The sequence below is a fragment of the Nonomuraea helvata genome, assembly GCF_039535785.1.
GTDB classification, from domain to species: domain Bacteria; phylum Actinomycetota; class Actinomycetes; order Streptosporangiales; family Streptosporangiaceae; genus Nonomuraea; species Nonomuraea helvata.
The window spans coordinates 330,403-345,217 of the sequence record NZ_BAAAXV010000009.1; the positions used below are offsets into that span (position 1 = coordinate 330,403).

The following is a 14,815-nucleotide window of genomic DNA, read 5'->3' on the forward strand; positions in this document are numbered from 1 at the left end:
TCGGCCGATCAACTAACACCGCGGCCTGGAGGACGACATGGCCATCCCAGACCTCATGCCGCATCCTGTGGCAGCCAAGTACGCCGTCCTGGTGGATGTCGGTTATCTGTACGCGGCGGCAGGTGAAGTGCTGCTCGCCGCGAAGGAACGCAAGGAATATCGGGTGGCCGCCGATGAGCTCATCCAGAGTCTACAGAAACATGCAGAGGAACGTATTTCCGGCGAACTTCTGCGGATCTATTGGTATGACGCAGCCCGTGATCGCGTGCCCACCGTCGACCAGCGTGTCATCGCTCAGCTGCCCTGGGTCAAGGTGCGACTTGGCAACCTGAACGCCCGTGGCCAGCAGAAGGGCGTGGACGCGCAGATCAGGAGTGATCTGGAGGCACTGGCGAGGCATCATGCGGTCACCGACACGATCCTGTTGGCGGGCGATGAGGACATGGTTCCGGCGGTCGAGGCGGCGCAGGCGTACGGCGTCCGCATCCACCTGTGGGGCGTCGAGCCGCCTTACGGCACCAACCAGGCCGAGCGCCTGGTGTGGGAGTCCGACACCGTAGAAGTGATCTCCGCTGATTTTCTGAGGCCCTTTTTCAGCCGTGCTCCGCAGCCCGTCCCTGTCACTCCGCCGGCCGCCGCTCCTTCGCCCGCGCAGGTCTTCGCCGGGCGAACGCCCGTCAAGCCGCACGCCAAGCCCGGCCAGGTGGCCAAGCTCGGGCCGAGCCGCCCGCGCGTGGAGGACGTGGGCGAGCACGTGGCACAGAAGTGGATCCTCACCCGTGGCCGCGACAACATCCGCGACCTGCTGCCCGGCCCGATCCTGCCGACCGTGATCGACACCGAGCTGCTGATCGAGGCGGAGAAGGAGCTCGGCCACTCGCTGCGCCCGTACCCGGAGGCCCGGGTGTGGCTGCGTGACGGCTTCTGGGCCAGGGTCTACCGGGAGTTCGACCTAGGGGTGGGCGTCTCGTCCAAGTAGCCGTCACGTACGGGTCCGATTTCCGCCAGTCGGCGCCGTTGGCGAGCGCATACTGTCGGAGGCATGTCACCACTAGAGCTCGACTTCGACTCCTGCTACCGGGCCGTCTCAGCCAGAGACGCCCGGTTCGACGGGCGCTTCTACACGGCGGTGACGACGACGCGTATCTACTGCCGCCCGATCTGCCCGGCCCGCACGCCCTCGTCCCGCAATGTGCGCTTCTACCGGCACGCGGCGTCGGCCGAGGCCGCCGGGTTCCGGCCGTGCAAGCGCTGCCGTCCCGAGCTCTCGCCCGGCGATCCCGGCTGGGACTTCCGCGGTGACCTGGTCGGCCGGGCGCTGCGGCTGATCGACGACGGGGCGGCCGACGACGACGGCGTCGCGGGGCTGGCCAAGCGGCTGCACATCACGGAGCGGCACCTGCACCGCCTGTTCGTGGCCGAGCTGGGCGTCGGGCCGCTGGCGGTCGCGCGGACGAAGCGGCTGCTGCTGGCCAAGCAGCTGCTGACGGAGACGGGGCTGCCGGTCACCGAGGTGGCGTTCGCGTCGGGGTTCGGGAGCGTCCGGCAGTTCAACGCGACCATGCGGGAGACGTACGGCTTCACGCCGAGCGAGCTGCGTGCGACGGCGGGGCCCCGGGTGTCCGACGCGGCGCTCCGGGTCCGGCTGCACCGGCGGGAGCCGTACGACGTGGAGGGGGTCTTCGCGTTCCTAGCCTCCCGTGCCATCCCCGGGCTGGAGGAGGCGTCCCCCACGTCGTACGCGCGGGCCGTACCCGGTGGGACGATCACGCTCACACCGCGGCGCGACCACATAGCCCTGGACGTGGTGGTGGACGACACGCGGCAGCTCGCCCGCATCGTGGGGCGCTGCCGCCGCCTGCTCGACCTCGACGCCGACCCCGGCGCCATCGCGGAGGTCCTCGGCGAGACCTCGCTCGGCCCCCTGGTGGCGGCCCGTCCTGGGCTGCGGGTGCCGGGGGCGTTCGACGGCTTCGAGCTGGCCGTACGCGCGGTCGTGGGCCAGCAGATCTCGGTGGCCGGCGCCCGCACCATCCTCGGCCGCATCGTCGCCAAGGCCCCCGGCCCCCTCTTCCCCACCCCCGCCGAGCTCCTCGACACCGACCTCACCGGCCTGGGCCTGACGAACCGCAGGATCGCCACGCTCAAGCACCTGGCCGACCGCCTGGCGATCGGCCAGATCGACCTGGACGGCGGCCAGGACCCCGCCGAGGCGGTGGCGGCGCTGCTCGACGTCCCCGGCATCGGCCCGTGGACGGCCAGCTACATCGCGCTGCGGGCGCTCCGCGACCCGGACGCGTGGCCCGCGGGCGACCTCGTGCTCAGGAAGCGCATGGCCTGCCTGGGCATTCCCGACGACCACATCGAGCGGTGGCGGCCCTGGCGGGCCTACGCCGCCCTGCATCTTTGGAGCTCATCATGATCGCTGCCCAGCTCGTACCGACCCCTGTGGGGCCGCTGTCCCTGCTGTCCCGCGAGGGGGTGCTGGTGGCGGCCGGGTTCACGGCCGACCCCAAGGAGATGTTCGTCCGCCTCACGCCCGCCCTGCAGGCGGAGGGCCTGGAGGTCGTGGACGGACTCGGGCCCGCGGTCTCGGCGGTCCAGGCGTACCTGGACGGGGACCTGGACGCCCTGGACGCCATCCCGGTCTCCCAGCCGGGCACGCCCACCCGCAAGCGCCTCCACCAGGCGCTGCGCGAGGTCAAGGCCGGGACCACCGTCTCGTACGCCGAGCTCGCCGAACGGGCCGGCCTGCCCAGGACTGCCGCACGGGCGGCCGGGTCCGCCTGCGCGCAGAACCTGATCGCGCCCTTCGTGCCGTGCCACCGGATCCTGCCCAGCGGCGGGGGGTACGGCGGCTACTACTACGGCGTCCCGGTCAAGGAGTGGCTGATCGCCCACGAATCGGGCGTTCTCTAGGTGGCGGGCACCAGGCGGCGGGCCTGGAGGCCCGCCGCTCCCGCCACCGCCAGCCCGACCAGGCCCAGCAGGGCGGCGGTCCAGGCGGGGGCCGTGTAGCCGAGGCCGGCGTCGATGGTGAGGCCCGCCGCGAAGGAGCCGATCGCGTTGCCCAGGTTGAAGGCGCCGATGTTGGCCGCCGAGGCGAGGGTCGGCGCCCCGGCGGCGGCGTCCAGGACGCGGGTCTGCAGGGGCGGGACCGTGGCGAAGGCGGCCACGCCGAAGAGCGTGATGGTGATCACGAAGGCCGCCTGGCTCCCCGACACCAGGGCGACCGCCACGGCCAGGAGGGTGAGCAGGGCGACGGAGCCGTAGATGCTGGGCATGACCGCCCGGTCCGCCAGCTTGCCGCCGACCAGGTTGCCCACCACCAGGCCCACCCCGAACAGGGCCATGACCACGGGCACCGCTCCGGGTGAGAAGCCGCCCACGCCGGTCATGATGGGCGCGATGAACGTGATGACGGCGAAGACCGGCGCGAAGCCGAAGACGGTCATCGCCAGGGCCAGCCAGACGCCGGGCTTGCGGAACGTCGACAGCTCCCGCAGGACGCCGCCGGACGGGCGCGGCTGTCGAGGCACGAGGGCCAGGACGCCGGCGAGGCCGGCCACGCCGATGGCGACCACGACCCAGAACGTGGCCCGCCAGCCGAACGCCTGACCGATCCAGGTCCCCAGGGGCACGCCCAGGACGTTCGCGAGCGTCAGGCCGGTGAACATCAGGGCGATGGCGCTGGCCCGCTTCTGCGGCGCCACCAGGTCGGCGGCGACCACCGAGCCGATCCCGAAGTACGCGCCGTGCGCGAAGGCCGACAGGAAGCGCCCGATCATCAGCACCGCGTACGAGGGCGCCAGCGCCGACAGCAGGTTCCCCACGATGAACAGCACCATCAGCGACAGCAGCATGGTCTTGCGCGACAACCGCCCGCCGAGCATGGTCAGCGGCGGCCCGCCGACCGCCACGCCCAGGGCGTATCCGGACACGAGCAGCCCGGCGGCCGGGATCGTCACGCCGAAGTCGGCCGCCACCTCCGGCAGCAGCCCGTTGATGATGAACTCCGTGGTCCCGATGCCGAAGGCGCTGATCGCGAGGGCGAACAGGGCGAGAGGCATAGACTACTCCTCAGACGACGTTAGTGAGCGTGGACATTATTTGCACACGCCGACTAACTGACCATACAAGGATGCCGGGGAGGCTGTCACATGCCCCTAGCCGATGACGCCGTGGAGGCGCGCGCCCAGGGCTGGCGCACCCTCGCGGCGCTGCACGCGAAAATCGAGGACAGGCTGGAGAAAGCGCTCCAGAAGGAGCACGAGCTGAGTGTGAGCGAATACACAGTGCTGGACGTGCTGGCCAGGCAGGACGGCTGGCACATGCGCATGCAGCAGCTGTCCAGAGCCGTCGTGCTCAGCCAGAGCGCCACGACGCGGCTGGTCACCAGGCTGGAGAACCGCGGCCTGCTCAGGCGCTACCTGTGCGAGGACGACAGGCGCGGCATCTACTCCGAGGTCACGCAGGCCGGGTTCGAGCTGCTCGGCCGGGCAGGTCCCACACACGACGCCGTGCTGAAGGAGGTGCTGGACGAGGCGGCCGAGCAGCCCGAGCTGGCCCCGCTGGTCGCGGTGGTCAGGGCTTGACGTTGCTCTGGATCTCGCCGACCGGCACGTCCCGGGTGCCGCCGACCTGCACGGGCGCGAACTGGAACGGCACCACGTTGCCGGCCGCCTGGACCGGCCAGACGGTGGTGACGGTGAGCGTGTACTTCTCGCGCGGCTGGTCGATCGACGAGCGCAGGTAACGCACGCCGCAGGTGAACTCCGCTCCCTTGACGTACGGCTTCCCTGACGGCCCGCAGCCGTCCTGGCGCACCTCGGCCCGGTCCGTGCCGGTACCAGGGTCGATCTTGATGTCCTGCAGCGTCGCCACCAGGGTCACGCTCATGACGCCGGGGATCGACGCGGTGACCGTGCGGCGCGGCTGGCCGACGTTCTCCAGCCAGACATAGGTCGGCAGGTTGACGAAGCTCTTGGCGTCCGGGTTCAGCTTGACGGTGGGCTCCGGGACGGTCAGGGCGGCCCTGGCGATCTGCGCCAGCTGCTCGATCGTGATCCCGGACGGCGGCGTGACATTCGGCGGCATGAAGACGAACAGCTCGAGGCCGCCCCAGCAGGCGGCGCCGTTCGGGTCGGCCTTGTTGTACGCGGGCACCCACCACCGGCCCGGCTTCCCGAGCTTGTCCTTGAACTGCTGTTCGAAGGCCACGCGGCTGCCCTCCTCGATGCCCAGACGCCTGGCCCGGTCGCGGCCCCCGGTGTGCAGCCGGTACATGTCCTCGGCGTTCAGGCTGGGTTCGTACCAGCACGGCCGCGGGATGCGATAGCCGTCCCCCTTGCCGCCCCCGGCGCCGTCACCAGAGATCTTGATGGTGTCGGTCGAAAGGTCCACGAACCTGGTGTTGCCGGACCCGCCCGCATCGACGTCGACCTTGGGGGGATCTGTGGGAAAGAGCATCAGCGGCACCGCGAGCAGCATCGCGATCAAAGGTTTCATCGGGTGCATCTCTCTGTGGAGGTGATGTAGGACCTGATGCGCCACACCCCGTCGTCACCGCGGTGAGTGACCACGCTCTGGCTGTAGGGGGTGCGCAGCCAATCGGGTTGAGGGGCGACGGCCTTGCCGGTGCGGGAAGAGATCATCCGCACCCCCGACTCGTCCACGCATGCGTTGACCTGGGCGCCCTTTCCCATCTGCGCGCTGACGCGCAGCTTGTAGAGCCGGCTCGTCCCCCGGAGCGAGCGTTCCTGGTCGACGAACTGGTTCACCCACTCCGCCGCCTGCTCCTCGGCGTTGATCTCGAGATCGCGCTTGTAGCCGCGGGTGCCCTCCACGACGGCCTTGCGGGTGCCCACGTACTGGTCGACCATGACCTTCAGCAGCGGGTCGGGATCCGCGGGCCACTCCACCCGCACGCGCAGGCCCTCGCCGATGGCGATGGTCTGGGGGCCGGACGGCAGCGCCTTCTCCGCCGGGTCGGCACTCTCCGCAGCTTTCGCGGAAGGGCTCCGCACCGGGGCGGGCGTGTACGGGCGCTCGGCCTGCCCGCAGCCGGCCAGGACGACCGCCAAGAGCACCAGGACCAGGACTCGTCTCATGCCGATGACTCCCTCACCACATGGATGCGCCACGTGGGCAGCAGTTCCTCGATCAAGGCCTCGGTCTCCGGGGCCATCCCGCCGCCGTACGGGTGCGAGGCCGCCCTGCGGGTCAGCCCCTCCACGACGGCGCGCAGCCGTACGACGTCCTCGGTCGCGTGCGTGGCCCGCAGCAGATCGCGCCAGAGGCCCTCGTCGTCGGCCGCCAGCAGCAGCGCCGCGCGCACGGCCGCCACGGCGGCGTCCGGCTGGCCGTGCGCGAGCCTGAGCTCGCAGAGCCGGTGCGCCGCGTCGGCCACCTCGGCGGCCACGTCGTACTCCAGGTCCTCGGCCGCCAGCCAGGCGTACCTGCCCGGTTGGCGGCCGGTCAGCAGCGGGCCCCTGACCAGGCCGAGCGCCTTCTCCAGCAGGACGGCCCTGGCCGTCTGCTCGCCGTGCGAGCGGCGTACGAGCTCGCGGAACAGCGCCCAGTCCGTACGCACCTCGGGCCCCAGGCTGAGCCGGCCGGCCTCGTCGGTGAGCAGGTGGTCGGGCCCCAGCCATTCGGCGACCCTGGCGATCGTGGCGTCCCTGACCATGGCCTGCACGCCGCGCGGCCACAGCACCCCGCCGAGCACCGAGGGATGCACGCCGGCGGGATGGGTGGCCAGGTAGACCAGCAGCTCGGTGGCCAGCGCCATCCGGCCTTCCTCCAGCGGCCGCAGGCCCGTGACCTCGATGGGGCCGAGGATCCTGATCTCGACGGCGGGCGGGTGCAGCCCGTCCAGCGGCTCAGGCTCGGGGACGGGCTCGCCGTCGACCCGGTCGGCCGTGCGGAAGAGGTCGATCAGGGCCTGGTAGTGGCGGCGCGGCAGGAGCTGGGCCTGCACGTCGAAGCCCAGCTCGGCGATCCTGGCCCGGCCGTCGTCGCCGATCTCCAGTGTCCAGGTGGCGTGCGGCACGTCGCCCGCCAGGACGTACCCGGCGGTGTCCCTGCGGGCCAGCAGCGCGAGCCGCCTGGCCTCCTCATGCGTGGGCGCCACCGCCGACAGCAGGTAGTGGGCGTCGCGCGGGCTGCCGGAGATGCGCCCGGTCAGCACCTCCCTGCGCGGCGCCGCGCTCGCCTCCAGCTCGGGCAGCACCTCGGCCAGGCCGCCCACGGCCCTGATCCGGTCGGGCGCGATGGCGGTCAGCTCCGCGCCGAAGCCGACGAGAGTGATGCGCATGCGGTCGGACCAGCGGTTCGTGGCCAGCTCGACGGCGAGCGCGGCCAGCGCGGCGGTGGTCTGCGGGCCGCGCACGTTGATCAGGCCCTGCGCGGCCTCCAGGTCGATCAGCACGCGCCCGCTCGCGTCCGTGCCGATGGAGACCAGCCCCGGGTACGGCGCGCCGCCAGCCTGATCCTCCAGGAGACGGCCCTCGTGGGCCGGCAGCCGCCAGACCTGGCCGCCGTCCTGGGTCGTCCAGGGCGCGGGCGGGTGCTCGTCCGGCGGATGGATCCACAGGTCGAGCGTGCGGGCCGACAGGTGTGCCCCGTACACGGTGGGCGGGGTGCGGTTCTGAGCGGCCAGCTCGGCGCCGAGCAGCCGCAGGCCGATGTCGAGGATGCGGGCGCCCGGCGCGTCGCCGCCCAGCCGGAGCGCGACCTCGGCCTGGGCGGCGTCGTCGCGCGGGCGTACGATCCTGCGGCCGAACATCCTGCGCCAGAGCTGCTCGCGCCGCCGCCTGGCCAGCACGAGCAGCAGGCCGGCGGCGGCCAGCGAGGCCGAGGCGAGGTAGTCGGTGAGGTCGGCCTGGCTCTCCTGGACGATGGGCCGCTGCTCGGCCCGCTGCTCCGGCTGCCGGTGCCTGGCCCCCGTCCCCTCCTCGGCCTTCTTCTCCGTCTTCTTCTCGACGTGGTCGGTCGTCGAGCCGTGCTCGAGGTTGCGGTCCACGTGCGCTCTGCCGGGATACTCGCGCAGCGTCTCCTCGCGGGGCTGGCCGGCGGGGACGATGTGGACGTGCCTGGCGTCGTCCGGCATGTCGAGCACCCAGCCGGGCCTGATCAGGTCGGCCATGCGCAGGCGGCTGCCGTCCGGCTGCTCCTTCGCCTGGTTGAGCCGGTAGATCTCGGGATACCGGCGGCCGTCCCCGAGGCATTTCTCGGCGATCTCCCACAGGCTCTCGTGGTGCCGGCCGTGCGGGGGCTGCACCACGTACACCTTCTTGGTCGTGTTCGTCTCGAGCGTCTTCTCGACGATCGGCGCCGAGTACGCGACCGCCGTCACGGGCGGCGCGGCCGGGGTCGGCGCCAGCCTGACCAGCGGCGCGATCATCGCCCCTGTCGTGAACAGCAGCAGCACGGCGCCGACGAGCTTGTTGGCCAGCGCCTGCGTCCCGCCCGAGAGCGGCACGCGGGCGGGCATGCCGACCCTGCGGACCCCGGCGTACACCTCGACCAGGACACACACGAAGAGCTGGAACCAGGCCAGCCACACCAGCAGCACCAGCACGGCCACGATCGTGCTCGGCCCGACGCGGCTGGTGAGCAGGTCGAGGTCGAGCAGCTCGGGCGCGATCGGCGGGCCGACGAAGGTGAGCAGCGCGTACGGCACGCCGCCCACGAGCGCGACCAGCACGATCAGCGACGCGATCCCGGCGAGCACGTCACCCGCGCTGCGCCTGGCCTTGACGCGCACGGGCTTGTGACGCCCGTGCGGACGCGCTGGCTCTCGCGTCGCCATCGTCTCTCCCTTCCGCCGTCCAGCGTCGTGCCTGGTACGTCCGCCGATCCATTGAGTGGTGCGATTCGGTCTATCTCGCTTCGGGCGCGGCGACCGCCTGGCCGGTCATCTCGAAGTCCGGGAACCCGATCGCGCTCAGGAAGAACGCCTCTCCCCGCACCGACACGGTGACCGTCACCTGCGCCTGACCCACGGTGCACTGGCCACGGGTCACGTCGCCGCCGCCCTGCGCCGCGACGATCTCGTCGGCCCTGGCGCACACTTGGTCCTCGCCGAGCAGCCGGGTCTGCCCGGTGGCACGGAGGTGGTCGACGTCGATCTGGTCGGCGCCGGCCCGCGCGGCCTGCTCGGCCACGTCGGCGGCGCGCAGCCGGGCGTTGATCGCCGCTCCGCCGTCCACGAGCAGCCCCGCCAGCAGGAACACGGCGACGGAGAAGAGCACGGTGAAGACCGACATCGACCCCCGCTCATTCATCGACCCTCCTGAACTGCTCGATCGGCACCACCGCCGTGCCGGTCATCCGCTTGGCGCCGCCGAACCCCAGGAAACCGAGGTCCAGCTCGCAGCTCACCTCGGCCTGGACCTGACCGCCCTGCTCCCATGCGGAGCCGTCCAGCGACACCGACGGGGACCCGCAGGGGCCGGTCAGCGTGCTGTCGGCGACGGCCTTGGCGGCGGCCTCGGCTTCGTCGAACGAGCGCTGCACCGACGCGGCGCGGGCCGCGTCCCTGGCCGCCCCGTTGACCCGGCCCTGCGTCTCCACCAGCACCCCGGCTCCGGCCAGGAACATGAGGAACAGCAGGAAGACCGGGGCCAGCATCACGGTCTCCACGGCCATGGAGCCCCGCTCTCCCCCGCTCATGAGCAGTCCTCGCCGCCGTTGTCGGGGCGGAAGCACTCGACGGGCCCGCCCGCGGTGGCGGTGATCGTGAACGTCAGCTGCGGCAGGAGCGGGATCACCTGTACGGCGCTGCCCGTCACCGTGACGAAGCGCTCGTCAGGCTCCTTCTCGGACGTCGTGGCCGTGGCGCCCTGGAGCAGCTTCGGGCCGACGGCCTTGATGATGTCGGTGGCCTTCGCGGTGGCCTGGCCCGGCCAGTCACCCGAGTCGAACGGCGCCGCCCTGGCCACGCGCGCGCCCTCCTGGGCGGCCGCCTCCGCGACCTGGCGGGCGTGGAACCAGAGCGCGACCTGCACGATGAGCAGCGCGACCGCCAGGATGACCGGCATGAGGATGGCCAGCTCGATCACCGTCGCGCCCCGCTCGTCTCTCTTACGGGTTGTCACCGGCGCCGCCGCCACCGCCGAAGTTGCCTTGGATCTCGCTCTGCTTCTGCTCGACCAGCGTCTTGATCAACGTGGCCAGGCCCAGCGCGACACCGGCGATGATGGCGGTGATGATCACCCACTCGACGGCGGAGGCGCCGCGGGTGGGGGCGGTGCGGGCGCGGTGGATGCGCACGCTCAGGTACGCGGTGAGATACACGATCCAGGGATGGTTCATCAGGACCCCAACATCTTCATTGCGGCGGGAAAACTGAGAAAGATCACGAAACCGGCGCAGAGCAGGAGCTGAGCGACGAGCATCGACTGCGACCGCTCGCCGGCCCTGCCCTCGATCTCCGCCAGCTCGCGGCGGCGCAGCGTGGCGGCCCTGGCCGTCAGTGACGCCCGTACTTTGGCGCCGTCGTCGGCCACCAGGCCCAGCGCCGCGGACAGGTCGCGCAGCTCGTCGACGTTGATCTCCTCGCCGAGCTGGCCGAGCGCCTGCCAGGGAGTGATGCCGACGATCCTGGCGCCGCTGAGCGCGTCGCGGATGCGGCCCATCGCCCAGTTGGGCTGCTCGCCGCTGACCGAGACGGCCATCATGAGGGCCTCGGGGACGCCGCGGCCGCCGGCCAGGTTCATGGAGACGAGGTCGAGGAACGCCCCGACCACATGGCGGAAGTCGCGCCGCCTGGCCGCCGCGTCCTTGCGTACCTGAAGGTCGGGCAGGAAGAAGAAGACGAGCGCGACGAGCACGGCGGCCCAGAACGGGATGGCGAGCGAGGTGCCCCACTCCATGAGCACCAGCCAGCCGAGCAGCAGCGGGAAGGCCAGCAGGCCACTGGCCGCCAGCAGCACCTTGCCGGCCAGGAACGCCTCGAACGAGCGGCCGAGCAGCGCCAGGTCGGCCCTGATCGACTTGGCCTCCCAGCCGCGGGACCCGTACAGGCGGGCCAGCCGCTCGCCCAGGCCGCGGCGGAACGCGCTGACCTCCTCCTCGGGCAGCACGAGCTGGATGCTCGGGCCGCCCGCGTCCTCGCGCACGGCGTCGAGGGCCAGCAGCCGCGCCACCAGCCCGGGGCGGGCCGGGAAGAGCGCCCTCAGCAGCACGAACAGGCCGAGCCCGAGTACGGCTCCGCCCAGCGCGCCCTCAACCATTGCCGCCTCCTCCCATGAGCAGCCGCGTCGGCTTGTCGAACCTGGCCAGCCGCCTCATCCAGGCGAACCCGGCCCCGAACAGGCCGGCGACGACCACCAGGACGGCCTGGCCGAGGAAGCCCTCGTACTCGGCCACGTACGAGGGGTTGAACAGGATGAGCAGTCCGGCGAAGACCAGCGCGGTGATCACCACGATCTGGACGCTGCGCCTGGTCGCGCGGCGTTCGGCCTCGACACGGCGGCGCATGTCGAGCTCCTCGCGGGCCGAGACGGCCAGCGCGCCCAGCACGTCGCGCAGGCCCGGGCCGCGCAGGCGGGAGTTGAGGATGAGCGCGGCCACCACGAGGTCGGCCGAGGGGTCGTCGAGCTCGTCCGCGAACAGCGCCAGGGCCTCGGGCAGCGCCATCCTGGTGTGCAGCCGGTCGATCATGGCCCGCAGGTGCGGTCTGAGCGTGGGCGCGGCGGCCCTGATGGACGACGGGATGGCCTGCTCGAGCCCGGCCGCGCCGGCGATCGTGTCACGCAGGGACTCCGTCCAGGCGGCCAGCCCTTCGAGGCGGCGCATGGCGGCGCGCTCCTCGGCGGCCCCGCCCGACAGGCCGCGCCAGGCGAACACGAGCAGCACCGTGCCCGCCGCCATGACCGGCCAGCCGGTGATGATCAGGACGAGCCCGGCGGCCACGGCCGCCACCGCGGTGCGGGTGGTCAGCATCTTGATCAGGTGGCGCTTGGGCTGGGGCGGGCGGGGGCGCATGCCGTACAGGGACATGAAGAACAGGAAGAGGCCGCCGCCGCCGAGAGCTCCCGCCAGCACCGTGACCAGCATCGCCAAGGGGTCGAGCACCATGGCTCACCACCCCCCTGGTGTGTAGCCGTGGGCGGCGAGCTCTTCCAGGCAGGAGACCGGGGCGTGCGGGACGGCGGTGCCGTCGGGGCCCGGCACGAACACCTCGCTCGACAGGACGCGGCCGTCGCAGCCGTTGACCTCGCGGATGCTGGAGACGTAGCGGCGCAGGGTGCCGCCGACGTTGTAGTCGTTGCGCTTCGTGATGAAGACGACGAAGTCGATGGCGCCCGCGATGAGCATGTGGGTGGCGTCGATGGGGAGGCGTTCGCTGGCCTGCAGGGCGTAGGTGGAGATGCGGTTGAAGACCTCCATGCTGGAGTTGGCGTGGATGGTCGACAGGGAGCCGTCGTTGCCCTGGGTCATCGCGTTGAGCATGGTGACGATCTCGTCGCCGAGGACCTCGCCGACGATGACGCGGCTGGGGTTCATACGGAGGGAGCGCCTGACCAGCTCGGCCATGGAGATCTCGCCCTGGCCCTCGGAGTTGGGCAGGCGCTGCTCGAAGGCGACGACGTTGGGGTGGAGCTCGGGGAACTGGTCGAGGCCCAGCTCCAGGGCACGTTCGACGGTGATGAGGCGCTCGCTGGGCTGGATCTCGTTGGCCAGGGCTCTGAGCAGGGTGGTCTTGCCGGCGTTGGTGGATCCGGCGATCATGATGTTCTTGCGGGCGGCGACGGCGGCCGTCAAGAACCTCGCGATGTCCCGACTTATCGTGCCGTTGCCTGCTAAGTCGGACAGGAAGACCTTGCCGAGGCGGGCGCGCCGGATCGAGACCGCCGGCCTGACGGTGACGTCCATGACGGCGCTCAGCCGGGAGCCGTCGGGGAGGCGCAGGTCGAGCTGCGGGTTCGCGGTGTCGAACGGCCTGCTCGACAGGCCGGAGTACGCCGCCAGGATCTGGATGAGCTCGATCAGCTCGTCATCGGACTCGGCGACCGGGTCGTGCATGACCTCCTGGCCGTCGGCGTAGCTCACGAACACCCTGTCGCAGCCGTTGATGTCGATGTTCTCGACCTCGGGGTCATCGAGCAGCGGCTGCAGCCTGCCCACGCCGAACAGCGCGGCGTGGATCCCGGCCGCGAGCGCCTCTTCCTCCTCGACTGTGGGCGGCGTGCGGCCCAGGCCGATCTCGTTGCGGGCGTGCTCCTCGAGCACCTGGGAGATCAGCGCCCTGGCGAACTGGCGCTCGTCCTCCCCCGTCATCGGAGGCAGGCCGTTGGCCTGATCGAGCCGGCGCTGGTGGGCCAGGCGGTCGCCGACCTCCTGGCGGAAGCGCTTGACGAGCGAGTGGTCGATCATCGGTGGCTCACCAGCCTCGCCGCCAGGTCGCGTGCCGTACGGATGAGGAGCGAGCGGTCGAGGCGGCCGCCCCACTGGCCGCGCAGCAGCTCGGCGCCCTTGGGGTCGTGCGCCAGGCCGTACACGGACGGGACGACCGGGCCGACGATCCTGCGTACGTCCTCGATGGAGGCGCGGTAGTTACGCGGGTCGGCGATCACGGCGACGCCGTGCGCCTTGGTGATCTGGAGGCGTTCGCGCAGGTGGGCGACGTGGTCGAGGGTGGCCCTGGTGAGCAGCACGACCTGCTCGGCCTCGGCGATCAGGTCGCCGAGCTGCGGGCTCGCGCCGAGCCGGCCGCAGTCGGCGATCACGTCGGCGTCCGGGATGGCGGCGAGCGACCTGCCCAGCGGCCCCCACAGCCAGGTGAGCCCGGCGGCCTGCTCGCTGTGCGTCAGCCCGACCAGCACGTCGAGCCCTCCGACGATCTTCTGGGTGTGCTGATGGATCTGGGCGGGCTCCAGCCCGCGCCGCGCCGTGGCGCCGAGCGTGAGCAGCCCCTTGCCGGGGTTGAGCACGCCGCCGTCCACGGCCGGGAGCCGGTAGGCGAGGTCGCCGCCCGCGGGGTCGCATTCGGCCAGCAGCACGGGACGCGGCCAGACCGCCGCCAGGGCCGTCGCCGCAGTGGTCACACCCGGCGCGCCCTTGTCGGCGGCCAGTACGATCAGCGCCACGTCAGCGTGCCCCCGGTAGCTCGGCCACGGCGATCTCCCCGCTGGAGGCGAACCCCACCAATTCCGGCGACGCCGTCGCATCCACGACCACGGTGATCTGACCGGAATTTCCCGTCCGGGACTTGTCGCCGACCGAGAAGACGAGCGCGCTTTCCGCGAGTACGCGTGTTTGTCCCTGACTGGAACGGCTCGGCACGTATATCACCTGGACGCGGTCACCCGGCTGCACTCCAGAAGGCATTTGTCCTGGCTTGAGGGACAATCCGATGGTCGCCTTTCCCTGGCCCAGCTCGGTGCTCGCCCTGACGCCCATCTTGTTCGTCAGCAAGGTGCCGGGAAGGATCGTGACGGCCGCGAAGCTGTTGGTCACCTGGGCGCGCTGCGACCAGCTCACGTAGTCGACACCGCTGTCCGCCGCGATCTTGACTTCTTCGAGCGCCTGCTCGGTGAACTTCTGACCTGCGCCGATCTGCTGCGTGACGCGGATGGCGGAGACCCGGTCGCCGCTGCGCAGCACGAGCAGGGTCGTGGCCAGCGCGCCGCCGAGTATGAGGAGAACGGCCAGGGCCGCCAGGGCCGGCTTGCGTTCTCGAGGGGGCACGGGGAGCTTGCGCGAGGCCGGGCCGGACAACCCCGCCGCCGCGTTGACGGCAGGCTTTTCACTGGTCCTCATGGGTGGGGGGCTCCCAATTGAATGGTGGAATTCCCCGCCATTATGT

At 71.5% G+C, this 14,815-nt stretch carries 17 protein-coding genes; 4 read left to right on the top strand and 13 right to left on the bottom strand.

Translation table 11 applies throughout. The features are described from left to right. Positions 1–37 precede the first annotated feature (37 nt). From ABD830_RS34105 to ABD830_RS34115, 3 genes are all read left to right on the top strand, one after another. Positions 38–979 (top strand): NYN domain-containing protein, encoded by a 942-nt coding sequence (locus ABD830_RS34105; protein WP_344996908.1) that lies wholly within the window; start codon positions 38–40, stop codon positions 977–979. A 63-nt stretch (positions 980–1,042) separates the two neighbouring features. Continuing rightward, positions 1,043–2,422, top strand: a complete 1,380-nt coding sequence (locus ABD830_RS34110) for an AlkA N-terminal domain-containing protein (RefSeq protein ID WP_344996911.1) — start codon at positions 1,043–1,045, stop codon at positions 2,420–2,422. Next, the gene (locus tag ABD830_RS34115) at positions 2,419–2,919 is read left to right on the top strand and encodes a methylated-DNA--[protein]-cysteine S-methyltransferase (RefSeq protein WP_344996914.1); all 501 of its coding nucleotides are present in this window, start codon (positions 2,419–2,421) and stop codon (positions 2,917–2,919) included. Before ABD830_RS34110 ends, ABD830_RS34115 begins: the two co-directional genes overlap by 4 nt. On the opposite strand, the gene ABD830_RS34120 is transcribed toward ABD830_RS34115, so the two are convergent. Then, positions 2,916–4,070: an MFS transporter gene (locus ABD830_RS34120; RefSeq protein WP_344996918.1), complete on the bottom strand. Its 1,155-nt coding sequence runs from the start codon at positions 4,068–4,070 to the stop codon at positions 2,916–2,918. The genes ABD830_RS34115 and ABD830_RS34120 overlap by 4 nt on opposite strands. 90 nt (positions 4,071–4,160) lie before the next feature. Between ABD830_RS34120 and ABD830_RS34125 the strand changes: the two genes are divergently transcribed. Further along, a complete protein-coding gene (locus ABD830_RS34125; protein ID WP_344996921.1) occupies positions 4,161–4,595 on the top strand; it encodes a MarR family winged helix-turn-helix transcriptional regulator in 435 nt (144 codons plus the stop codon). Here the strand turns inward: ABD830_RS34125 and ABD830_RS34130 are convergent. The 12 genes from ABD830_RS34130 to ABD830_RS34185 form a co-directional block, all read right to left on the bottom strand. Then, positions 4,585–5,508 carry a hypothetical protein gene (locus tag ABD830_RS34130; protein WP_344996924.1) on the bottom strand — a complete coding sequence of 308 codons (924 nt, stop codon included), beginning with the start codon at positions 5,506–5,508 and terminating at the stop codon, positions 4,585–4,587. The genes ABD830_RS34125 and ABD830_RS34130 overlap by 11 nt on opposite strands. Then, the gene (locus ABD830_RS34135; RefSeq protein WP_344996927.1) at positions 5,505–6,110 is read right to left on the bottom strand and encodes a hypothetical protein; all 606 of its coding nucleotides are present in this window, start codon (positions 6,108–6,110) and stop codon (positions 5,505–5,507) included. The genes ABD830_RS34130 and ABD830_RS34135 overlap by 4 nt, the downstream gene beginning before the upstream one ends. Beyond that, positions 6,107–8,812, bottom strand: a complete 2,706-nt coding sequence (locus tag ABD830_RS34140) for a BTAD domain-containing putative transcriptional regulator (protein WP_344996930.1) — start codon at positions 8,810–8,812, stop codon at positions 6,107–6,109. Before ABD830_RS34140 ends, ABD830_RS34135 begins: the two co-directional genes overlap by 4 nt. A 70-nt stretch (positions 8,813–8,882) precedes the next feature. Then, complete coding sequence (locus ABD830_RS34145) at positions 8,883–9,287, bottom strand: Rv3654c family TadE-like protein (RefSeq protein WP_344996933.1); 405 nt, start codon at positions 9,285–9,287, stop codon at positions 8,883–8,885. Then, positions 9,280–9,675 carry a TadE family protein gene (locus ABD830_RS34150; RefSeq protein WP_344996936.1) on the bottom strand — a complete coding sequence of 132 codons (396 nt, stop codon included), beginning with the start codon at positions 9,673–9,675 and terminating at the stop codon, positions 9,280–9,282. Before ABD830_RS34150 ends, ABD830_RS34145 begins: the two co-directional genes overlap by 8 nt. After that, positions 9,672–10,100, bottom strand: a complete 429-nt coding sequence (locus ABD830_RS34155) for a TadE family protein (RefSeq protein ID WP_344996939.1) — start codon at positions 10,098–10,100, stop codon at positions 9,672–9,674. Before ABD830_RS34155 ends, ABD830_RS34150 begins: the two co-directional genes overlap by 4 nt. After that, positions 10,087–10,317, bottom strand: coding sequence for a hypothetical protein (locus tag ABD830_RS34160; RefSeq protein WP_344996942.1), 231 nt, complete (start codon positions 10,315–10,317; stop codon positions 10,087–10,089). The genes ABD830_RS34155 and ABD830_RS34160 overlap by 14 nt, the downstream gene beginning before the upstream one ends. Further along, the gene (locus tag ABD830_RS34165) at positions 10,317–11,237 is read right to left on the bottom strand and encodes a type II secretion system F family protein (protein WP_344996945.1); all 921 of its coding nucleotides are present in this window, start codon (positions 11,235–11,237) and stop codon (positions 10,317–10,319) included. Before ABD830_RS34165 ends, ABD830_RS34160 begins: the two co-directional genes overlap by 1 nt. After that, positions 11,230–12,084: a type II secretion system F family protein gene (locus ABD830_RS34170; RefSeq protein ID WP_344996948.1), complete on the bottom strand. Its 855-nt coding sequence runs from the start codon at positions 12,082–12,084 to the stop codon at positions 11,230–11,232. The genes ABD830_RS34165 and ABD830_RS34170 overlap by 8 nt, the downstream gene beginning before the upstream one ends. Before the next feature lie 3 nt (positions 12,085–12,087). Beyond that, positions 12,088–13,383, bottom strand: a complete 1,296-nt coding sequence (locus ABD830_RS34175) for a TadA family conjugal transfer-associated ATPase (RefSeq protein ID WP_344996951.1) — start codon at positions 13,381–13,383, stop codon at positions 12,088–12,090. Continuing rightward, positions 13,380–14,096 carry a hypothetical protein gene (locus tag ABD830_RS34180; protein ID WP_344996954.1) on the bottom strand — a complete coding sequence of 239 codons (717 nt, stop codon included), beginning with the start codon at positions 14,094–14,096 and terminating at the stop codon, positions 13,380–13,382. The genes ABD830_RS34175 and ABD830_RS34180 overlap by 4 nt, the downstream gene beginning before the upstream one ends. A gap of 1 nt (position 14,097) precedes the next feature. Next, positions 14,098–14,769, bottom strand: a complete 672-nt coding sequence (locus tag ABD830_RS34185; protein WP_344996957.1) for a hypothetical protein — start codon at positions 14,767–14,769, stop codon at positions 14,098–14,100. Between the last annotated feature and the right edge of the window lie 46 nt (positions 14,770–14,815).